The 20,798-nt window shown below is 67.6% G+C and carries 21 protein-coding genes; 8 read left to right on the top strand and 13 right to left on the bottom strand.

Going from position 1 to position 20,798, the window contains the following annotated elements:
* Nucleotides 1-153 precede the first annotated feature (153 nt).
* Entirely contained in the window at nucleotides 154-672 is a 519-nt protein-coding gene (locus NA11_RS38125) for a low molecular weight protein-tyrosine-phosphatase (RefSeq protein ID WP_069166957.1), read from the top strand.
* Complete coding sequence (locus NA11_RS38120) at nucleotides 672-1,538, top strand: SURF1 family cytochrome oxidase biogenesis protein (protein WP_069166956.1); 867 nt, start codon at nucleotides 672-674, stop codon at nucleotides 1,536-1,538. The genes NA11_RS38125 and NA11_RS38120 overlap by 1 nt, the downstream gene beginning before the upstream one ends.
* A 318-nt stretch (nucleotides 1,539-1,856) precedes the next feature.
* On the opposite strand, the gene NA11_RS38115 is transcribed toward NA11_RS38120, so the two are convergent.
* On the bottom strand, nucleotides 1,857-2,795 hold the full coding sequence (locus NA11_RS38115) for a cobalamin biosynthesis protein (RefSeq protein ID WP_069166955.1): 939 nt from the start codon (nucleotides 2,793-2,795) through the stop codon (nucleotides 1,857-1,859).
* A 230-nt stretch (nucleotides 2,796-3,025) separates the two neighbouring features.
* On the opposite strand from NA11_RS38115, the gene sigJ reads away from it, so the two are divergent.
* Entirely contained in the window at nucleotides 3,026-3,988 is a 963-nt protein-coding gene (gene sigJ, locus NA11_RS38110; protein ID WP_069166954.1) for an RNA polymerase sigma factor SigJ, read from the top strand.
* Between the two features lie 417 nt (nucleotides 3,989-4,405).
* Here sigJ and ald read toward each other — a convergent pair whose 3' ends face one another.
* Together ald and NA11_RS38100 are read right to left on the bottom strand one after the other, a co-directional pair.
* Nucleotides 4,406-5,521 carry an alanine dehydrogenase gene (gene ald, locus NA11_RS38105; protein ID WP_069166953.1) on the bottom strand — a complete coding sequence of 372 codons (1,116 nt, stop codon included), beginning with the start codon at nucleotides 5,519-5,521 and terminating at the stop codon, nucleotides 4,406-4,408.
* Between the two features lie 201 nt (nucleotides 5,522-5,722).
* A complete protein-coding gene (locus NA11_RS38100; protein ID WP_069166961.1) occupies nucleotides 5,723-6,493 on the bottom strand; it encodes an MBL fold metallo-hydrolase in 771 nt (256 codons plus the stop codon).
* A gap of 71 nt (nucleotides 6,494-6,564) precedes the next feature.
* On the opposite strand from NA11_RS38100, the gene NA11_RS38095 reads away from it, so the two are divergent.
* The 3 genes from NA11_RS38095 (at nucleotide 6,565) to NA11_RS38085 (ending at nucleotide 8,532) form a co-directional block, all read left to right on the top strand.
* On the top strand, nucleotides 6,565-7,554 hold the full coding sequence (locus tag NA11_RS38095) for a GlxA family transcriptional regulator (protein WP_069166952.1): 990 nt from the start codon (nucleotides 6,565-6,567) through the stop codon (nucleotides 7,552-7,554).
* A 102-nt stretch (nucleotides 7,555-7,656) separates the two neighbouring features.
* Nucleotides 7,657-8,172: a gamma carbonic anhydrase family protein gene (locus NA11_RS38090; RefSeq protein ID WP_069166951.1), complete on the top strand. Its 516-nt coding sequence runs from the start codon at nucleotides 7,657-7,659 to the stop codon at nucleotides 8,170-8,172.
* Nucleotides 8,173-8,322: 150 nt separating this feature from the next.
* Nucleotides 8,323-8,532, top strand: coding sequence for a hypothetical protein (locus NA11_RS38085; protein WP_245746514.1), 210 nt, complete (start codon nucleotides 8,323-8,325; stop codon nucleotides 8,530-8,532).
* Nucleotides 8,533-8,556: 24 nt separating this feature from the next.
* Here the strand turns inward: NA11_RS38085 and NA11_RS38080 are convergent, their stop codons facing one another.
* Together NA11_RS38080 and NA11_RS46015 are read right to left on the bottom strand one after the other, a co-directional pair.
* Complete coding sequence (locus NA11_RS38080) at nucleotides 8,557-9,552, bottom strand: GAF domain-containing protein (protein ID WP_069166950.1); 996 nt, start codon at nucleotides 9,550-9,552, stop codon at nucleotides 8,557-8,559.
* Nucleotides 9,553-9,663: 111 nt separating this feature from the next.
* Nucleotides 9,664-9,840: a hypothetical protein gene (locus NA11_RS46015; RefSeq protein WP_167837820.1), complete on the bottom strand. Its 177-nt coding sequence runs from the start codon at nucleotides 9,838-9,840 to the stop codon at nucleotides 9,664-9,666.
* Nucleotides 9,841-9,924: 84 nt separating this feature from the next.
* Here NA11_RS46015 and NA11_RS38075 point away from each other — a divergent pair, with 84 nt between their 5' ends.
* The gene (locus tag NA11_RS38075) at nucleotides 9,925-10,551 is read left to right on the top strand and encodes a TetR/AcrR family transcriptional regulator (protein WP_069166949.1); all 627 of its coding nucleotides are present in this window, start codon (nucleotides 9,925-9,927) and stop codon (nucleotides 10,549-10,551) included.
* Here NA11_RS38075 and NA11_RS38070 read toward each other — a convergent pair.
* Entirely contained in the window at nucleotides 10,548-12,296 is a 1,749-nt protein-coding gene (locus NA11_RS38070) for an Eco57I restriction-modification methylase domain-containing protein (protein WP_069166948.1), read from the bottom strand. The two genes, NA11_RS38075 and NA11_RS38070, sit on opposite strands and share 4 nt — an antisense overlap.
* Before the next feature lie 139 nt (nucleotides 12,297-12,435).
* Between NA11_RS38070 and NA11_RS38065 the strand changes: the two genes are divergently transcribed.
* Complete coding sequence (locus NA11_RS38065; RefSeq protein WP_069166947.1) at nucleotides 12,436-13,131, top strand: nitroreductase; 696 nt, start codon at nucleotides 12,436-12,438, stop codon at nucleotides 13,129-13,131.
* Here the strand turns inward: NA11_RS38065 and NA11_RS38060 are convergent.
* The 7 genes from NA11_RS38060 to NA11_RS38030 all read right to left on the bottom strand — a co-directional run bounded on the left by NA11_RS38060 (nucleotide 13,104) and on the right by NA11_RS38030 (nucleotide 20,790).
* The gene (locus NA11_RS38060) at nucleotides 13,104-13,595 is read right to left on the bottom strand and encodes a winged helix-turn-helix transcriptional regulator (protein ID WP_069166946.1); all 492 of its coding nucleotides are present in this window, start codon (nucleotides 13,593-13,595) and stop codon (nucleotides 13,104-13,106) included. The two genes, NA11_RS38065 and NA11_RS38060, sit on opposite strands and share 28 nt — an antisense overlap.
* Nucleotides 13,596-13,621: 26 nt before the next feature.
* A complete protein-coding gene (gene dctA / locus NA11_RS38055) occupies nucleotides 13,622-15,022 on the bottom strand; it encodes a C4-dicarboxylate transporter DctA (protein ID WP_069166945.1) in 1,401 nt (466 codons plus the stop codon).
* Nucleotides 15,023-15,177: 155 nt separating this feature from the next.
* Nucleotides 15,178-16,611, bottom strand: coding sequence for an acyl-CoA carboxylase subunit beta (locus NA11_RS38050; protein ID WP_069166944.1), 1,434 nt, complete (start codon nucleotides 16,609-16,611; stop codon nucleotides 15,178-15,180).
* 117 nt (nucleotides 16,612-16,728) lie between these two features.
* Nucleotides 16,729-17,979 (bottom strand): KasA/KasB family beta-ketoacyl-ACP synthase, encoded by a 1,251-nt coding sequence (locus NA11_RS38045; RefSeq protein WP_069166943.1) that lies wholly within the window; start codon nucleotides 17,977-17,979, stop codon nucleotides 16,729-16,731.
* 10 nt (nucleotides 17,980-17,989) lie between these two features.
* A complete protein-coding gene (gene acpM / locus NA11_RS38040) occupies nucleotides 17,990-18,289 on the bottom strand; it encodes a meromycolate extension acyl carrier protein AcpM (protein ID WP_069166942.1) in 300 nt (99 codons plus the stop codon).
* 123 nt (nucleotides 18,290-18,412) lie between these two features.
* Nucleotides 18,413-19,327 (bottom strand): ACP S-malonyltransferase, encoded by a 915-nt coding sequence (locus NA11_RS38035; protein ID WP_084655429.1) that lies wholly within the window; start codon nucleotides 19,325-19,327, stop codon nucleotides 18,413-18,415.
* A gap of 128 nt (nucleotides 19,328-19,455) precedes the next feature.
* Complete coding sequence (locus tag NA11_RS38030; protein ID WP_069166940.1) at nucleotides 19,456-20,790, bottom strand: PucR family transcriptional regulator; 1,335 nt, start codon at nucleotides 20,788-20,790, stop codon at nucleotides 19,456-19,458.
* Between the last annotated feature and the right edge of the window lie 8 nt (nucleotides 20,791-20,798).

Here is a 20,798-nt window from a genome sequence, read left to right as displayed (position 1 = left end):
GTGGCGGAGCGGCGGGCCGCGCCCACGGCTCGTCGCGGCCGCGGGGCCTTGTTGCGGGTGGATGCAGCCGTCGGCGCCTCGACCCGCAGGCGGGTCGTTCTCGATCGTCGCGAGCGGGACCCTCCGTGGCAGCGCTTGCGGCGACCGGCAAGAATGGCTGTCGTGGGTGAGCTGCACGTGTCGTTCGTCTGTACCGGCAACATTTGTCGTTCGCCGATGGCCGAGAAGATCTTCGCTGCGCATCTGGTGCGCGCGGGACTCGCGGATCGGGTGCGCGTGAGCAGTGCGGGCACCGGTTCCTGGCATGTCGGCGACGAGGCTGATTCGCGCACGAACGCGACCCTGGTCAAGTACGGGTATCCGACCGGGCATGCCGCGGCCACCTTCGGTGACCCGCATCGGGATGCCGATCTGGTGATCGCCCTGGACACCTCGCATGAGCGGGAATTGGCGCGCCGCGGTGTGCCGTCGGAGCGGCGCAGGTTGCTGCGTAGTTTCGACGAGGACGCGGACGGTCCCGATGTGCCGGACCCGTATTACGGCGACATGGCCGACTTCGAACTGGTCCGTGAGCAGATCGAGGCGGCGGTGCCCGGCCTGCTCGACTGGGTGCGCGATGCGCTCGCCGCCAAGTCCGCGCCGCCCGACCCGGTTCTCGACGGACACGCATGATGCGACGGCTGACGTTTCTGCTCCGCCCGAGCTGGGTGATCCTGGCGGTGCTCGTCGTCGCCTTCGCCTACCTGTGTTTCACGGTGCTCGCGCCATGGCAGCTCGGCAAGAACAACTCCACGTCGCACCGCAACCAGCTGATCGCCGATTCGGTGCGCGCCGACCCGGTCGACGTCACCACGGTGCTCAACAGCCCGAGCGACACCCACACCGAATGGCGCAAGGTCACCGCCTCGGGTAGCTACATGCCGGATTCGACGGTGCTGGTCCGGCTGCGGCACCTCGACGGCGCCCCTGGCTATTCGGTGCTCGGCACGTTCCGGCTGGACGACGGCCGCCTGCTGCTGATCGACCGCGGGCTGGTGGCAGCGGTCGACGGTTCCCGCCCGCCGCAGATCGCGGAACCGCCCGCCGGACCGCAGCGGCTCGAGGCGCGCGTCAGGATGTCCGAAGGTGTCACGCCCGGCAAGGATCCGTCCGTCCAGGACGGCTACCGGCAGGTGTATTCGATCGACACCAACCAGGAGGCAGGCTTCCTGCAACAGCCGCTCACCCCGATCCCCACCGGCGAGCGCCCCGGCTACCTCCAGCTCGACGACAAACAACCCGGCGCCTTCACCCCCACTCCACTCCCCCAACTCGACGCGGGGCCTTACCTCTCCTACGGCCTGCAATGGTTGGCCTTCGGCATCATGGCTCCCCTCGGCCTCGGCTACTTCGTGTACGCCGAGATCCGCGAGCGCCGCAAGGAAAAGGTAAGCAGCCCAACCACACCCGCCGCATCGGCGACCACGCCGACCCCGGCTCCGGCAGCCCCGACAACCGAAGCCCGCCTGGCAGACCGCTACGGCCGCGGCCGCGACTGACCCGGGACGCTCGTATACGCGCCGACGAACAGCGACCCCAACCCGGATCGCCCCCGAACAACCGCCCCGGTGCGTGAAAAGGTCGGCACCACACCGGCATGGCGGGATGTTCGCCGATGAAGAAGTGACCGCCGGAAGACGTTGCACGGTCGAAGCTTCCGCTGGTGAACGCACGCCACTCGTCGGCCTGCCCCGGAACCCCGACTTCGGGAATCGATTCCGCAATTGCCGCCCGGCGGATCGAAGACGACGGCACGAACGGGCACTGTCCCGACGTCCGTCAGCAGACGTGTGCGAACCACGCGTGCGCGTGGCGACTCAGTTGGCTTGCCGCCGAAAGCGATTGCGGGTCAGCGACCACAGCGCCACCACCGCGACCGACGCGAGTTGCACAGCTTCTGACATCCGCACTGCGCGTTGCAGATCGCCGATCGCCGGGGCCGGTCCCTCGCCGAGCGTGGGACGCAGCTCCGTGCCGTGGCGATACTCGGTGACACCGCCGAGCGTGACACCCAGCGCTCCCGCCATAGAAGCCTCGACCACACCGGCGTTGGGGCTCGGGTGTTTTGCCGCATCGCGCCGCCACGCACGGAAGGCGGCCGCGGATCGCCCGCCGATCATTGGGGCGAGGGCGACGGTGAGCAGACCTGCGAGTCGAGCAGGGAGGAGATTCGCGACATCGTCGACACGTGCTGCGGCCCAGCCGAAGTTGCGGTACCGCTCATTGCGATACCCGATCATCGCGTCGAGGGTGTTGATCGCACGGTAGCCCAACAGGCCTGGCACACCGGCGATCCCGCCCCACACCAGCGGGGCCACCGTCGCATCCGAGGTGTTCTCTGCGATGGATTCCACTGCGGCGCGGGCCAATCCGTCCGCATCGAGCACCTCGGGGTCGCGGCCGCACAGCGAAGGCAGCAGCGCACGCGCGGCCGTGAGATCACCCGCCTCCAGCCGATCGGCCATGTCCCGGCCGACCCGCGCGAGGCTGTGTCCGCCGAGCACCGTCCACGTCGCGAGCGCCGTCGCGGGCCAACCACCCCGCCGAACCCCGAGTCCGAGCCCGACCGCCGCCCCCACCAGCAGCACCTCGTGCGCCACCCCGGCCACCCGCCGATCCGCATACGTCACCGATTCGAGCGCGCCTGCCGCCGAACCGAATCCGGCCACCGGATGCCACCGCCGCGGGTCACCGAATGCCCGGTCCAGCGCGAACCCGAGCAGCACACCGACTGCGGTGGAAGTCCCCTTCTGCACCCGGCGAGAGTAACCGACCCAACTCGAAACCGGACACCACCGAGACCTCTCGCCGGTTCCGGGGGCGATCATGTGGCGCCGGAATGGTTCGTGACCAAGAACTCGCCGAGGACAGGCATCGGGCGGGGCCGCGTGGTCGGCGTGTCACACTCTGAAGTCCTGCGTCGTCAACCAGGTGACGTACCAATGGACTCGCCCCGCCGGGGCGCAACGACCGAACGGCAAACAGCGTGACTTCCGAACAGCCTTCACCTCAGGAGCCCCTCGACCAGGCCGAATTGGCCAGGCGGTTCGAGGAGCACCGGTCGTATCTGCGCAGGCTCGCCTACAGCACGCTCGGCAGCTTGACCGACGCCGACGATGTCGTGCAGGAGGCGTGGCTGCGGCTGCAACGCCAGTACGAGGCGGGCACCGCGGGCGAGATCGAGAACCTGCGCGCCTGGCTCAGCACCGTCGTCGGCCGCTTGGCGCTCGATCAGCTCGGGTCGGCCCGCGCCCGCCGGGAACAGTATGTCGGCGAATGGCTGCCGGAGCCGGAGGTCACCAGCTGGGACGACCCCGCCGATCGGATCACCCAGGACGAACGGGTCACCACCGCGCTGCTGGTCGTGCTGGAATCCCTGTCGCCCGCCGAGCGCACCGCGTTCGTCCTGCAGGACGTGTTCGGGATGAGCGGACCCGAGGTCGCCGAGGTGGTCGGCCGCACGCCTGCGGCGGTGCGCCAGCTCGCATCCCGCGCCCGCAAGCGCGTCGAAGACGGCACCCCTCGCTTCCCCGCCTCGCCGGACGAACAGGAAAGGGTCGTCTCCGCTTTCGCGGTCGCATGGCGGTCCGGTGATCTGAGTGCGCTGCTCGGCGTGCTCGACGCGAACGTCAGCCTCACCGCCGACGGCGGCGGCAAGGTTCCCGCGATCCGGCAGCCGGTGCACGGCGCCGAGCTCATCGCGAAGATGCTGCTCGGTTGGTACCACGCGCCGTCCGCCGCGAACGGGTGGGGCCGCGCGGTGCTCGTCAACGGCGCTCCCGGCCTGGTCGTCTTCGACGGCAACCACACCGGCGTCTTCTCCTTCACCATCGACAACGGCCGCATCGTCGCGATCTCCGTCGTCCGCAACCCCGACAAGTTGCACGACCTCCCCACCACCGGCGAGCCGGACTGGTACCTCGGCGCAGGCCACACCGACGACAACTAGCTCGACGCCTGAGTCGGCCACACATCCTCCGACGATGTGCGGCCGACTCGCGGCACCTCGGCCGCCCGACCCAACCAGCCCGGCAAGCCCCGTACGGCCAAGCTCCGCGTAAGAGTGCGGCCCCAGCATGCCGAAATTCGCACCCTTTCTAGGGATCCGCACCCACTGCGGGGGATCCGCCACCACTGCGGGCCCAGAGACGGTGCGGATCCCTAGAAGGGGTGCGAATTTCGGCGGCGTGCGTCGGAGTCGGCCAACTCGCGCGCCTCAGCCGCCCGGCCCGGCCAGCCTCCGCGCAAGAGTGCGGCCCAGCATGTCCACATCCGCACCCCTTCTGGCGATCCGCACCGTCTACGGCCGTCCGCAGTGGGTGCGGATCGCCAGAAGGGGTGCGAATTTCGGCGGCGTGCGTCGAGGTCAGCCTGCGATGCCTACTGGGTGTGGCGTCGTATATCCGTGTGCTGCAGCCACTTCGGAGGACAGCAGGCTGCCCGCGTCGGCAGTGAGCCCCTGCGCGAGATCGGGGTGGGTGGCACATGCTTCGCGCCAGCCGACGGCGGCAATCGTGCGAACGTACGGCAACGTGGCGTTCGTGAGGGCGACGGTGGCCGTGTGCGGCACCGCGCCCGGCATGTTCGCGACGCAGTAGAACAGCGAATCGTGCACGCGGTAGGTGGGATTCGCGTGGGTGGTCGGGTGCGAACCGGCGAAGCAGCCGCCCTGGTCGATGGCGATGTCGACGAGCACCGACCCGGGCCGCATGCCGGCGACCAGCTCGTCGGACACCAGTTTCGGCGCCCGCGCACCGGGAACCAGCACCGAGCCGATGACGAGATCGGCTGCGGGAACGGCGCGTTGGATCTCGGCGGCATTCGACGCGACGGTGGTGATCCGGCTGCCGAAGCGAGCATCCAGTTCGCGGAGCCGATGCAAGTTGGTGTCCAGCACGGTAACTCGCGCACCCATCCCGGCGGCGACGGTGGCGGCATTGGTTCCGGCGACCCCGCCGCCGAGCACAACCACCTCGACCGGCTGCACGCCAGGCACTCCGCCGAGCAGCAGCCCCGCACCGCCCAACGGCGCCATCAGGTGGTAGGCACCCACTTGGGCGCCGAGCTTGCCTGCGACCTCGCTCATCGGCGCGAGCAGCGGCAGCGAACCGTCTGCCGCGCGCACGGTTTCGTAGGCGATCGCGGTGATGCCGGACCGCAGAATGGCGTCGGTGCATTCGCGGGACGCGGCGAGATGCAGATACGTGAACAGCACCTGCCCGCGCCGTAGCAGCGAGTACTCCTCGGCGATCGGCTCTTTCACCTTCAACACCAGTTCGGCGTCTCCCCACACCTGGTCGGCCGCGGCGACCACCTTCGCGCCGACGGCGGCGTAGTCGGCGTCCGTGAATCCGGACCCGAGGCCAGCGTCCGCCTCGATCAGCACCTGGTGTCCGTGCGCGGCCAGTTCCCCGGCGCCCGCCGGTGTCAGGGCCACCCGGAATTCTTGTTCCTTGACCTCTCGTGGAACTCCAATCCTCATACCGCCATCGTGGACCCCGCACCATGGTCTCGCCACGAACGACGCGCGGGTGACACATGATGATCACGAGACGCCCCGCCGACCGCAGGTTTTCTGCGCATGTTGATCAGTCCACCACCACACCTACCGGGCGGTTTCATGATCAACGGGAACGGTGGCGGCACGTCGACCGGTGCCGCCCCTGCGTCCCGTCGATCTCGACTAGACGGCAACCGTTTTGCCGAGTGGCGGAATCCGCAGCTGGCCTGCGCGCCCGCCGTATTCGAACTCCCGCTCCAGCCGCTCGAGGGTCTCACTGAAGTGCGCCCACCCTTCGCCGTGCACCGGCACGACCACCGCGTCGCCGAGCAGCTCGGCGGCCTTCAGCGCGGTGTGCGCGTTCAGGGTGATGTCGATGTCGCCGAAGCGGTCGACGTTCGCGGCGCCGACGAACAGCACGGCGATGTCGATCCGGCCGATCCGCTCGACGATCTGCCCGACCAGATCGACCGACGCGTTGTCGCCGGAGACGTAGACGGTGGGCTGCCCGTCGGCCTGCAACACGAACCCGGTGACGAACCCGGTGAGCGGTTCGCATCCTTCCGGCCCGTGCAACGCGGGCACTGCCGTCACCCGGATGCCGTCGATCGTCGCCGTCTCCCAACTCTCCAGCCCCCGAACACCTTCGATGCGCTCGGCGGCGCCGGGGGTGGACAGCACCGTCGGCACCGTCTTCAAGAATTCGCGCCCGCTGTGGTCCAGGTTGTCGTCGTGCTCGTCGTGCGAAAGCAGCACGATGTCCACCGGGCCGACCTCGGCCGCGGATACCGCGGGACCGACGAGCTTGTGCAGCGTGACCGGGCCCGGGTAGACGCCGGGCTCGTCGAAGGTGGGATCGGTCAGGAAGGTGCGGCCCGCGTAGCGGAGGCGCAGCGTTGGTCCGCCGACGAGCAGGGCTTCGAGCTGGGTGGTGCGTTCGATTGTCTCGGTCATGACATTGATCTTGTCGTCGGGACGACCCACCCAACAGTGGCCCGCGAGCCGCCTATCGCTAAAATCGGGCCATGCAGTCTCACCCACCCGCGACCGGCAAGCGCACCGTGGCCGTGCTCGCCTTCGAGGGCAACAGCCCCTTCCACCTGTCCGTGCCGAGCCTCGTCTTCGGCCGGATCGGCATCGGCGGGAAGGCGCCCTACCAGGTGGACGTGTGCGCCGAGCACCCCGGAACCCTGCACACGCCAGCCGGTTTCGACATCCAGGTACAGCACGGACTCGACCGGCTGGTCCGCGCGGACACGGTGGTGATCCCGAGCTGGGAGTTCGGCATGACGATGTCGGAGGAGCTGCGCGCCGCCCTGCACGAGGCGCACACCGCAGGCGCCAGGATCGTCGGCCTGTGCCTCGGCTCGTGGGCGGTCGCCGCCAGCGGACTGGCCGACGGCAGGGAGGTCACCACGCACTGGGCATCGGCGGACAAACTGGCCCGCGCCTATCCCGCGGTTCGGGTCCGCGCCGACACCCTGTGGACCGATCTCGGCGACGTCGTCACCTCCGCCGGCGTCGCCGCCGCCCTCGACTGCTGCCTGCACCTGGTGCGTGGCGATCTCGGCAGCCGGGCCGCCACCGAACTGGCAAGAGAATTGGTGACCGCACCGCATCGCAGCGGTTCGCAGGCCCAGTACATCCCGGTCGCAGTTCCCGAGCCCGCCGACGACGATTCGATCGAACGCGCAATGGTCTGGGCGCGAACACATCTCGGCGAGCCGATCGATCTCGACGGCTGGGCGCGCGTCGCACTGATGTCGCGACGCACCTTCACCCGCCATTTCCGCGAACGCACCGGAAGCAGCCCGCAACAATGGTTGCTGCACCAGCGGGCGGACCGCGCCAGACTGCTTCTGGAAACCACCGACGACACGATGGAACGCATCGCCGCCGAAACCGGCTTCGGCACCGCGGTCAGCCTGCGCCATCACTTCCATCGCATCCTCGGCACCAGCCCCGCCGCCCACCGCAGCCTGTTCGCCCCACGCGACGCCGCCCACGTGGGCTGAAGCAGGTTGCCGAGCACGCGGGTTGCTCGACCAGGCAGTCCACGCGCGCACAAGAACAGACCGGGAGCCCCGCATTCGATCGGCACCCGCTACGTTGCCACCATGAGGATTCAGATCGGCGAGTTCGTGCCGGAGATCGATGACGCTGCCTGGGTTGCGCCCAACGCAACCGTGATCGGGCAGGCGCGGCTCGCGGCCGAGGTGAGCGTTTGGTACAACGCGGTGATTCGCGCGGATCTGGAGGCGATCAGCGTCGGCGCGCGGACGAACATCCAGGACGGCTGCGTGTTGCACGCCGATCCCGGCTTCCCGCTCACCGTTGGCAGCGGAGTTTCAGTGGGGCACAACGCGATCCTGCACGGCTGCACGATCGGCGACGATGTGCTGATCGGCATGGGGGCCACCGTGCTCAACGGCGCGGTGATCGGGGCGGGCACGCTCATCGCGGCCAACGCGCTGATCCCCGAGGGCGCGCAGATTCCGCCCGGCTCGCTCGTGGCGGGCGTCCCCGGCAAGGTCCGGCGCGAGTTGAGCGAAGCCGAGCAGGACGGCATTAGACTGAATGGGGCTGTGTACCTTCACAACACGGCCAATCACCGGGCTGCCAAGGTGGTGTGACACAGCGCACACTGATCAAGCGTCCAGTAGGAATCGCTGATAACATTTTGCCAGCGTGCCCGGTGACTCGGGGTCTCCTGCCGAAACGGTAGTCGTGCGGCTTGTAGCGCAGTGGTGAGCCCACCTCGGGTCGGTGGGTGTGCGAGCAGCGTGCAGGCAGGAGGTAACACGGTGGTGGCGTACGTGCAGTCGAGTATGCACCGGCCGAAGGGGCGGATCAGCGTGGCCGACATCGCGGCCCAGCCGGGCGGCATCGAGGCATTACAGCGACGAGTCCACGAATTACGGTCCAGCGGCGTCGATTTCGCCGCGAACGCGATCGAGCAGGAAATGGCGGCATTGGATTTACCCCGCCGCTGACCCTCGGCAGGCGGTCACCGCGCGTCAGGACGCCGCGGTGACCGTGGCCAGTCCGGCCGTGGTGTGCTGATCCAGCACCATCAACGCGGCCCGCACGCGCACCGACTGCCAACCACCATCCAGTCGACGCAGCCGCACCGTCCCTTCGGTGCGCTGCCGCGCCAACTCTCGCGACATGGTCTTCGCGGTCACCAGATCGTCCGGATGAATCTGCGGCGGCGGCTCGCCGGGCAGCGCCGCCCACGCGATCTCCGGCATCGGCGGCCCGATCCAGCGAATCAATTGCAGCGAACGCAAATTGACGATCGCACGGTACTCCCCCGGCGCGGTCGCCGCCTCCAACAAGAGGTATTCCAGGATCACCGGCGGTGGCGCCGACGGCACCGCTACGGCCGCACCGATATCCTGTGTCACCCCGCGGAACAGCACCGCACGCGCACCCGACGCATCGACCTCGACGCTGATCCGGCAGGCGAAATGCCCGGCACGCAAAGCGTTGTCGTCGCGTCGGATGGTCCACACCGCCTGATGCTCGGTGCCAGGGGCCGAATTCACGATCTTCGCCAGCGCCTCGCTCTCGTCCCGGTTGGTGACCAATCGGGTGAAGGCACCAGCGATGGCCAGCTCGGCCGCCCGATCCTCGGGGGCGACGCCGTAGAGGTCGAGCAGCTCCACGCTGCGGACCGAGCGATTGGTGGTGAGGTTGAAATACCACGCGCCCACCGGTTCTCGCGGCGGCAACGGTTCCTGCTTCGGCCCGACCCACAGCCGAATCGCGTGCGCCCGTTCCGGCGTGATCAGCACCGGCTCCGCCCGCACGGTGCGCCGTCCGTCCGTCGAAGCGCGCACCACCAGCCCTCGCGTCCGACAGGCCTGCGCCAGCGCAGCTTCCGCGTCGGCAAGCGACGCCGGATTGCGCAGAATATTACTCAGCGGCACGAACGACTTCGGCGCGGCACCGAATGCGATCACTTTCCCCGGCATACCCGAGAAGCATTCGACCAGTAGCCATTTCGCCATCAATCGCACCCGACCGATCGCATCCGGTCGTTCACAATAGTGAGAAGTGTTCGACCAGTTAACATTTCAATCATCCATTCCGCACCGGTCAGCCGTACGCCGACCGTACGGTCAGGAACGAAATACCATGTCCAGCAGCCGTTCGTGCGAGGACCCGGCAATTCTTGTGACCAGCTCCACAAGAAGGGCGTCCAGTCCGACGAGCACCTTCGCGTGCCCGCGTTCGACCCCGCGCAGAATGGTCGCGGCCGCGCTAATCGGGCGATCCTCGGCCGCGCCGACCAGCACCGATGAAATAATGAAGGGCCATCACCCGCACCGTCGCGACGCAACCCGTACGCCCGGCGTCCGCGCGAATCGACTGGAGATTAGATGCCAACCGTCCCATCCATGCTGCAACGCATCCTGGACAAGCCCATCGCCGACGGCGAGAAGCTCCTGGAAAGCGCGCTCTCGGCCTTCTTGGACTTCGGCATCAAGCGGACAAGCATGGGCGAGATCGCCCGCCGTGCCGGCATCAGCCCCGCCACCCTGTATCGCCGCTTCGAATCGAAGAACGAGCTGGTCGAGGCGGTGAGTGTGCGGGAAGCGCAGCGCTTCGTCGCGATGATCGACAAGCAGGTGCAGGCGGTCTCCGGCACCGAGGATCAGCTGGTGGAGATCTTCGTCGCCTTCATCACCGCCATCGCGAACAACGAGCTGCTTCGTCGCCTGCTCCGCACCGAACCCGATCTGATCCTGCCGAAGCTGACGACCGACGCGGGCCCGATCGTCGCCGTCGGCCGCGGCTACCTGGCCGAGAAGTTACGCGAACTCCGCGCTACCGAGGTCACCCACGACTTCGACGCCGACCTGGTCGCCGAGATCATGGCCCGCCTCGCCCTCTCCCTTGCCCTCACCCCCGACGGCCTGATCCCGGTCAGCGACCGCGACTCGGCCCGCGAGTTCGCCCGCCGCACGCTGCTCCCCATGGTCGGCGTACACGTCAAGGTCTACTAGCCGCCGCACACTCCGAACGCCGCCGCCACCCGCTCATCCAATTCGACCGAAGCCGACACCCCCGACGCCCGGCCGTCGACGAACTCCCGCGCGAGCTCGATGATCGCGCGCGCCGCCGTCGATCCCGGATCGGGCAGCGGTAGTCGGGACACGTACTGGGTGATCCACCGACGTCGGCCCGAGTACAGCCGATTACCGCACACCGCATCGTAGAACCGCAGGCCGAGAGCCGAATTCGCCACGCCCATCAGCAGATACGCGAGCCGTTCCGCGTCGGCGGGCAGCTCGGCCAGCTCGGGCACCGCGATCCAGTAGCAGTCGCCGTTCACCACCGCGCCCGACCGATCGAGCGCGAAGCGCGGGCGGTCACTGATGTCGGGGAACACCAGCTTCGGCTCCTGCCACAGCTGCGGACGCTGCGGCACCCAGATCTCGAACCATTCGCGGCCGCTCGCGCCGACGTAGCTCCTAGCGGCCAGCGTGTCTTTGTTGGCACGCAGATATTCGGCGGCGCCGGGGTATTCGTGCAGGTCGATCGGCGTGCGCTGCGACTGAGTGCGATCGTAGGGGTACAGCACGCGCACGTCGCGCGACCGGGTGATCCGCCACGGCTCCAGATCGTGGTGGGTGATCAGGTCCAGCAGCAACTCCGGTTCCGGCGCGGGCTCGACATCGCACCACCGGTCCGAAATGAACACCCGATCGGCAGTGGTCTTGATGCCCACCCGGATTCGAGCGACCTCACCGAACGTCCGCCAGGTCGCCGCACCGATCTCGGCCAGCCAGCGATCGACCCCGGCATGCGACATCCGCCACACGGTTTCCGGTTCCCGCGCGCGACGCCGATTCGTCGCGCGCCGTTGCCCAGCAAGATCCGTCGCCACGACCCCGATTTCGAGCGACCGCCCGGCAGTACTCGTCACCAGCGTGCCGACTTCGATCGCGAATGTCCGCCCGTTGTGCAGGACCACGCCACCGTGCTCGCCGAGCAGCGCCGCGAAAAGGTCGGTCTCCTCGGCGATCTCGTCCCCCGCGGTCTCATAGGCGGAGACATAGCGGCAGTTGTCCACTCCTCCGCCGCGTCGCGCGATGGTGATCGCGGGCAGCACTGCGGCCTCGAACAACTTGGTGTCGCCCAGGTCGTACAGTTCGACCGGCACCAGCTCGGCGAGTAACAGCCGCCGGATATTCGCCCCCGCCTTCGTCGTGAGAAAGCGGTTGGCGCATAACAATCCGAGCACCCCGCCGGTAGCGAGTAATCGAGGCAGCGTCGCGACGAACGGATGCGTCAGGTCGATCCGCCCACGCAACCCGAACTGCTTGCTGAGCAGCTGCGCGGTCACCCCGCCCAGCTGCTGAGTGCGCACATACGGCGGGTTGGTGATCACCGCGTCGAACGACGCCGCCCCGAGTTCCGCTGCGACGGTGAGGAAGTCGCCGACATGCCAGTCGGCCCCGATCCCCGCCGCTTCGTCCCGCGCCCGCGCAACGGCCAGCGCCGTGGCGTCCAGGTCGTACCCGGTCAGCGCGACCCGCACTCCGGGCAGCACCGCCGCCGCTTCGGTCCGCAACGCGAACAGCAGCTCGCCGTCGCCGCACGCCGGATCGAGCACCCGCAACACCCCGGAATCCGGCCGCGGCACCTGCGCGAGCAGCCGTCCGGCCAGGAAGCGCGCCAGCGCGGGCGGCGTGTAGTGCCTGCCGTGCCGTTTGCGATCCCGCGCGGCGGGGGCTGCGGAAGCCATGGATCGGATTCTGCCCTGTCGGCGCGCAGTATTCCCGACAATGCAGCGCAACCCGACGGCGACCGAAAGACAACCGTTTCGCATCGCGCCGACGGCTGCTAGCGTTCAGTCTCATAATGGAACCAAGCTGGGAGCCGGTATGACCACAGCCGACGTACACACCGAGCAGTACACGACCCTGGCCCGGATACTCGACGAGCGCTGGACGTGTCGGCAGTTCCGGGCCGACCAGGTGCCGAGGGACGTCATCGAGTCGGTGCTGCGGCTGGCCCAGCGCTCCGCCTCCTGGTGCAACACCCAGCCGTGGCAGGTCGTGATCACCGAGGGCGCGGCCACCGATCGGTTCCGCACCGAACTGCTCGCCCACGTCCAAACCACCGCGCCCGCGCCGGATTTCGCGTTCCCGGCGCAGTATGCGGGCGTGTACCGGGAACGCAGGCGCGAGTGCGGCTTTCAGCTGTACGACAGCGTCGGCATCGCGAAAGGCGACTACGCGCAGTCGATGCGCCAAACGGTCCGCAACTTCGAACTGTTCGACGCACCGCACGTGGCGATCGTGACCACGGAGGCCGACCTCGGCGTCTACGGCGCCGTCGACTGCGGCCTCTACATCGGCAATTTCCTCCTCGGCGCACAGAGTCTCGGCCTCGGAGCGGCGGCACAGGCCGCACTGGCGTCGTTCGCGCCGTTTCTGCACTCCTACTTCGATATTCCCGAGCATCGCCGGGTGGTCGCCGGAATCTCCTTCGGCTACCCCGACACCGCGCACCCGGTCAACGGATTCCGCACCACGCGCGCGGATCTCGATCAGGTGGCGACCTGGTTCACCGACTGATCCGGTACCGCCGCCGCACCGAGCATGCCCGGCCCCGGGGCCGCAAGCACGTCCCGTGCGGTGAGTTCGCTGCCGCACCCGTCACATTCGAGTTTCGTGTGCGCCTCGCCCGTGCAGCCCTCGTGCCGGTAGTGCACGGGCGGGCCGTCCGGCGCCATGTAGGTATCGCCCCACTCCCGGATGGCCATCAGGATCGGGTAGATGTCGTGGCCCTTCTGAGTGAGCCGGTACTCCTCGTGCGCGCCGACCGCGGCCTTCTGCTTGACCAGGATCCCGTGCTCGATCAGTCGATCGAGCCGGTCGTGCAGCCTGCTGCGGGAGATGCCGAGCGCGGTCTGAAACGCGTTGAAGCGGCGCACGCCCGCGAACGCGAACTTCAGGATCAGCAGGGTCCAGCGGTCGCCGAAGATCACGAGCGGGCGCGTGATCGAGCACGGCACGTCTGCGAGCTCTTCATAACGCACCTATCGATGTTACCGACACAGCCTGCTCACGAGGTCACCTTGTCCATGGCAGCACTGGCCTCGTCCAGCGGCGGGATCGCCACACCATCGAGGACCTTGCGCATCCGGTCGACGTCCAACTGACCTTCCCAGCGAGCGACGACAAAGGTGGCCACGCAGTTTCCGAGCAGATTCACCGTCACCCGCATCGAATCCATGATCCGGTCGGCGCCGAGCAGTAGTGCCACCGCGGCCACCGGGATCGAGCCGTGCCCGATCGCGCCGATGGTGGCCGACAGCGCGAGGAACGACGACCCCGGCACGCCTGCCATGCCTTTCGAGGTGAGCATCAGCACACCGACCGCAGTGATCTGCTCACCGAGGCTCAGGTCGACGCCGAGCGCCTGAGCCAGAAACAGCACGCAGATCGACAGATACAGCGTCGCACCGTCCAGGTTGAACGAATACCCGGTCGGCACAACGAGTCCGGTGGTCGCCCTGGAGCAACCTGCCTCGGTCAGCTTGATCATGATGCGCGGCAGCACCACCTCCGTCGACGCGGTGCCGAGGGCGAGAAACAGCTCGTCCTTGATGTACCGCACGAACTTCCACAGGTTGACCCCGGCGAACACCCGCGCCAGCACCGCGAGGATCAGCAGAAACAGCAGTGCCGCACCGTAACAGCAGGCGATGAGCTTGCCGTAGTTGCCGAGCGAGGAAAGCCCGTATTGACCGACGATGTAGGCCATCGCCCCGAACGCGCCGAGCGGCGCAAGCCGCATGATCCAGCCGATGAGGGTGAAGAAGATCTGGCCGAGGTAGTCGACGCCATCGAGGATGAGCGCAGGGCCTGCCCGCCCCGCCTCGCCGGCCACCGTTCCCCTGCTCTCCCTGAACTTGGCCAGCGCCAACCCGAACAGCACCGCGAAGAACAGCACCTGCAGCAGTGCATTCTCGGCGAACGCCGAAACCACCGAGGCCGGAATGATATTCAGCAAGAAGTCGACGGCATGGGGCAGTTCGCCGTTGTTGGTCTTCTGTGCGATCTTCGCCGCGCCCGTCGCCAGCGTCTGCGGGTCGATCGCGAAGCCGGCACCCGGTTTCACCAGATTGCCGACCACCAACCCGAAGACCAGTGCGAAGGTGGTGACGACCTCGAAGTAGATCAGCGCCTTCACGCCGATCCTGCCCACCGCCTTCATGTCCCCGACATGGGCGATGCCGAGCACCACGGTGCAGAAGATGATCGGTGCGATCACCATCTTGATCAGCTTGATGAACCCGTCGGCGAGTGGCTTCAGATCGGCCCCGAGGCTCGGCCACAGCGCACCGACCACGATGCCCGCCACGATCGCGACCATGAGCTGCACGAACAGCGAGCGGTACCAGGGTGGTGTCCGGACGCCCTCGGTCGGCGGTGCGGCAGCGGGGTCGATCGTCGCGGTCATCCGCGCACCGTACGAATCCCCGGTATCGCACCTGTGTCGCCGGTGTTGCCGCGCGAAAACGCAAAAGATATATCGCCGCGGCCGCGCGACGGAACCACTTGCCCCACAACGACAGTAGGCCCCGGGAAGTCCCGGGGCCTACTGTGCCGCTCAGCTCAGAGCGGGATGTTCTTCAAATGGCTGGCCCGCGCGGGGGCGGACGCCAGCGCGGCGGCGATGATGCTCCGCGTCTTCGCCGGGTCGATCACCTCGTCGACCACGCCGATCGCGACGGCACGCTCGACACCGCCCGCGATGCGCTCGTGCTCGGCGGTGAGCCGCTCGTGCAGCGCTTCTCGCTCTTCCTCGGGCGCAGCGGCAAGTGCCTTCTTGTGCAGGATGCCGACCGCGGCCTTGGCGCCCATCACCGCGACCTCGGACCCCGGCCAGGCGTACACCGCGGTCGCACCGAGCGAGCGGGCGTTCATCGCGATGTAAGCGCCACCATAGATCTTGCGAGTCACCAGCGTCACCCGCGGCACTCGCGCCTCGGCGAACGCGTGCAGCAGCTTGGCGCCACGGCGCACGACGCCCTCCCACTCCTGGCTGACACCGGGCAAATACCCGGGCACGTCGGTGACCACGATGATCGGGATGCCGAACGAGTTGCACAACCGCACGAAACGCGCTGCCTTCTCGGCACTTTCGGAGTTGAGGCAGCCACCGAGGCGGATCGGGTTGTTGGCGAGCACGCCGACGGTGCGTCCACCGAGCCGACCGAGGCCGGTGACGATGCTGCGCGCGTAGCCGCCCTGCAGCTCCTCGAACGAGCTCTCGCCGTCCACATTGTCGAGCAGCTCGTGGATGATCGGCTTCACGTCGTAGGCGCGCTTGGCCGATTCCGGCAGCATCGCCTTGAGGTCGACGTCGCCGTGCGCGGCCGCGACCAGATCGAACTCGCCCTGCTCGGCGAACATCGACACCAGGCGCCGCGCGCGATGCATCGCGTCGGCCTCGTCATCGGCGACGATGTGGGTGACGCCGGACTTCTTGCCGTGCGTCTGCGGTCCACCGAGGGTGGCCATGTCGACCTGCTCGCCGGTCACGCTGCGCACGACGTCGGGGCCGGTGACGAAGATCCTGCCCTCGGGGGCCATGATCACGATGTCGGTGAGCGCAGGCCCGTAGGCGGCGCCACCGGCGGCGAAGCCGACAACCACGGAGATCTGCGGGACCAGGCCGGACGCGCGGACCATCGCCTCGAAGACCAGGCCGACCGCGTGCAACGCCTCGACACCCTCGGCAAGGCGAGCGCCACCCGAATGCCAGATGCCGACAACGGGAATGCCGGAGTCGATCGCGGTGTCGATCGCGTCGACGATATGCCTGCAGCCCTCGACACCCATCGCGCCACCCATCACGGTGGCGTCGGAGCAGTAGGCAACGGTGCGGACACCGTCGACCTCACCGATCGCGGCGAGCACACCGGACTTGTCGCGGGGATGCAGGGGAAGAACCGTGCCGGGATCGAAGAATCGCTGTAGTCGACCGAGCGGATCACGCGGATCGGTCGCCGTCTCTTGATAGGACGCGGGAGCCATGATTGTCATCGCGCTCTCTCCTCGCTATGGGTTCGCCGCAACCGCGGCTGCCGTAAATCGAAACGGCGGGATCGGACCACAAGTGGCCGACCCCGCCGGATCGTTGAGCAGTCTTGGTCGGAGCGGTTATGCCCGACCGAAGGCGAGCGCGACGTTGTGCCCACCGAAACCGAAGGAGTTGTTGATCGCGTACTCGATTTCCTGGCGGCGAGCCTCGCCGTGAACCACATCCAGATCGATGGCCGGATCCTGGTTCTCCAGGTTCAGCGTCGGCGGGACGATGCCGTCCCTGATGCTGAGCACGGTGAGCACGGACTCGAGGGCGCCGACAGCGCCGATCGAGTGGCCCAGTGCGGATTTCGGTGCGTACACCGAGGCGTGCTTGCCCACCGCGAGGGTGATCGCGTTCGCCTCGGCGGTGTCACCGATCGGCGTCGCGGTCGCGTGCGCGTTGACGTGGGTGATGTCCTTGGCGGTCAGACCCGCGGTTTGCATCGCCCTGGTCATCGCCCGTGCCGCACCGACACCGTCGGGTGCAGGCGCAACGAGGTGGAAGCCGTCCGAGGTGATGCCGGCACCGAGCAGGCGGGCGTGGATGGTGGCTCCACGTGCCTTGGCGTGCTCCTCGGTCTCGATGACCATCAGCGCACCCGCCTCACCGAAGACGAAACCGTCGCGGTCCTTGTCGAACGGACGCGAGGCACCCTTCGGGTCGTCGTTGCGGGTGCTCATGGCACGCATCATGCTGAACGCCGCGATCGGCACCGAGTCGATGTAACCCTCGACTCCACCGGTGACGACGATGTCGGCGTCGCCCATGACGATCATGCGCCATGCGTTGGCGATGGCCTCGGAGCCCGACGAGCATGCCGAGACCGGAGTGACCACTCCTGCCCTGGCCTTCAGTTCGAGGCCGACAACGGCCGAAGGACCGTTCGGCATGACCATCTGCACTGCCAACGGCGAAATCTTGCGATAGCCACCGTTCTTCAGCTTGTCCACCGAGTCGATGAGGGCGTCGCCGCCACCAAGACCGGTGCCGATGGCCACACCCAGCCGCTCCGGGTCGACTTCCGGGCTGCCCGCGTTACGCCAGACTTCGCGACCGAGCACGGTCGCGAGCTGCTCGACGTAGGCCATGCGCCGGCACTCGACTCGGGTGAGCAGGGTCTCGGGCCGAACCTTCAGGTGACCGCCGATGCGGACCGGAAGGTCGTATTCCTCGACGAAGGAATCCTCGAGAACGTCAATGCCGCTCTCGCCGTTGAGGAGTCCCTTCCACGTCGCATCGACGTCACCCGCGATCGACGTGGTCGCCGCCAGGCTAGTGACGACGACGTTGGGGAAATTCCCGTTCAAAGTGGAAGGAGTGGTCACAGTGTCGGCCCTACTCGGCGTCGAACTTGGCCTTGAGCTCCGCGGCGGCTTCGCTGTTCTCCGCCTCGAGCTTCTGGATGTAGGCGACTGCGTCGCCAACCGTCTTCAGGCTGGCCAGATCCTCGTCCGGGATCTTCACGCCGTACTTGTCCTCGGTCTGAACCGCGATCTCGACCATGGACAGCGAGTCGATGTCCAGGTCATCGACGAAGGACTTCTCGATCGTCACCTCAGAGGGCTCGATGCCCGTGACCTCTTCGATGATCTTGCCGAGTTCCTCGACGATTTGTTCCTGGGTCAGAGCGGCCACTTCGTGGCTCCCTTCTTGTTTCCTTTGTAGGGCTCGTACTTGTATTTTTCGGATCGAGACGGCCGGAAGTTACCGTCCGCTCGGTCACAACCGTGCATACCGATGCATGGCTGCGGAGGAAAGCTAGCCGGAGATGGTGAGCCCGGCCAACGCGGGGATGTCTTCCGGGGTCTTCAGGGCAAGTGTGCGCGTGCCCTTCAGCTCCCGTTTCGCAATGCCGACCAGGGTGCCCGCCGGCGGCAACTCTGCCACCATGGAAACCTCTGCCTGCCTTACGGTTTGAGTGCACAGATCCCACCGGACGGGCCGGGTGACCTGCGCAGCAAGCTTGGCGACCGCGTCGCGTCCCGAGGTGACCGGCTTGCCGTCGAAGTTCGAAAGCAGGGTCCTGGTCGGGTCGTTCGGCACGATCTGCGCTATGGCTTCGGTCACAGCTGCCTGTGCCGGGGCCATATACGCGGTGTGGAAAGCACCCGCGACGGGCAGCGCGCGAACCCGCGCCTTCTCCGGCGGGTTCGCGGCGAGTTCCGCCAGCGCGTCCAACCGGCCTGCGGCCACGATCTGGCCGGCCGCATTGCGGTTGGCCGGAATCAGATCGAGTTCCGCGAGCCGAGCGAGCACGGTGGCCTCATCGCCACCGAGCACCGCGGACATGCCGGTCGGCTCGAGCGCGCACGCCTTTGCCATCTCCGCACCGCGGATGGCGGCCAGCTTCACCGCGTCATCCGAGGAGATGACTCCGGCGACCGCCGCGGCGGCGAGCTCGCCGACCGAGTGTCCGGCGATGATGCTATCGGCCGGAATCGAATCCGCGGGGATTTGCGCGTAGGCGAGCAGGGCGGCGGCCACTACGAGTGGCTGGGTTACGGCAGTGTCGGTGATCTCTTCGGCCGTCGCGGTGGTGCCGAGACGAACCAGATCCAGGCCGGAGGCCATGGACCAGAGGATGAGCCGATCTGTCGCGCCGGGTACTTCGAGCCAAGGCGCGAGCATGCCAGGTGTCTGGGACCCCTGTCCAGGGGCGAACAACGCGATCACGTCTCTAAGAAAACACTGTGAGGCGGGCAGGACGAGATGTCGACGCGAATGAAGCTTGTCTACGCATTTTGTAAGGATCCCACAAACGGCCATGTGGGTCGACCGGATCGAACCGCCGACGATTTCCGTTACACGCCCTCGTGACCCAGGGCGTAATGAGTGGCCTCTGGGGTAGGTGTTGACGGTTCGTTACGGGTTCGTGTCAATCGGCCCACGGTAGCGGCGATTCTCAGCACATACGCGTCCCGCGGGTTCATCGGATCTCGACCCGTGATTTCGGCAATCCGTTTGAGGCGGTAGCGAACGGTATTTGGATGGACGTACAACTGACGCGCGCACGTCTCGACCGCTCCACCGCAATCCAGATAGGCCTCAAGAGTGTCGGCCAGCGACGACCCTGCCGCAGCCAACGGAAGCACAAGATACTCGTTCAACGCGTCGACCGCAGCTCGATCTCCCAACAATGCGCGTTCTGGGAGCAATTCGGTCGCATGCACCGGGCGTGGCGCGCCCCGCCAGCCCACAACGGCCTCCATTCCGGCCAGTGCTTCGACCGCGCTGGCGTGCGCGGCGCCCAGCGTGCGGGTGGTCGGGCCGATCACCACCGGTCCGTCGGAGAAGACCTCGGCGAGCAGGTCCGCCAGAAATGGCGATATATAAGAGGACTCGCCGAGATGCCCGCTCACCACCATCACCAGCCTGGTGCCCTGCACGACCGCGAGCGCCGCCCTGCCGTGCCTGGCCGCGATGGCGTGCACCGACCCCACCGACGACACGCCCTGCTCCCCCGGCGGGGTGCCGACCAGCACGGTCGCCGGCGCGGTGGCATCCCAGTTCAACGTCGCGGCCCTGGACAGCATGTCCGGGCCGGTGTCGCCGCGGACGACGGCGTCGACGACGAGCGCCTCCAGCCTGGTATCCCAGGCGCCGCGCGATTCGGCGGCGCTGGCGTACACCGAGGCGGCCGCGAACCCGAGCTCACGCCCGTATCGCAGCACCGCCTCGGTAAGCGCCACCAGCTGCCGGTCATTGCGCGCCAGCGCGGGCAGCCACTGTTCGAAGAACTCCATGGCCACCCTGACCATGTCCACGGTCTGGCGCAGCGTCAGCCGCCGCGCCAGATCCTGCGGAATCACTTGGAAGGCATCGAGACTGAACCGGATATCGCTATCCGGGTCCTGCAGCCATTCCAGGAAGTTCACCACCGCGGTCTGCACCAGCATCTGGACACCGGCGCGCTGCGCGGCATCCAGATCGGCGAAGAACGGCAACCGATCCTGCATCGACCCGACCGCCTCCGTGGAGAGGCGGCCCGAGAACTGCTTCACGCGTTTGAGCAGCGTGTCCGGAAGTGGGTCGCGGGTTTGCCGGTTCGGGGAGAGCGCGCCCGTCGGCAGATACACCTCGTGCTCGGACGAGCCCTCGGAGATCCGTCGCGGCCGCGGCGGTTTACGTTCCACCATGCAATCGT

Source organism: Nocardia altamirensis NBRC 108246 (assembly GCF_001612685.1).
Taxonomy (GTDB): domain Bacteria; phylum Actinomycetota; class Actinomycetes; order Mycobacteriales; family Mycobacteriaceae; genus Nocardia; species Nocardia altamirensis.
This window is presented reverse-complemented; position numbering and strand designations above follow the sequence as displayed.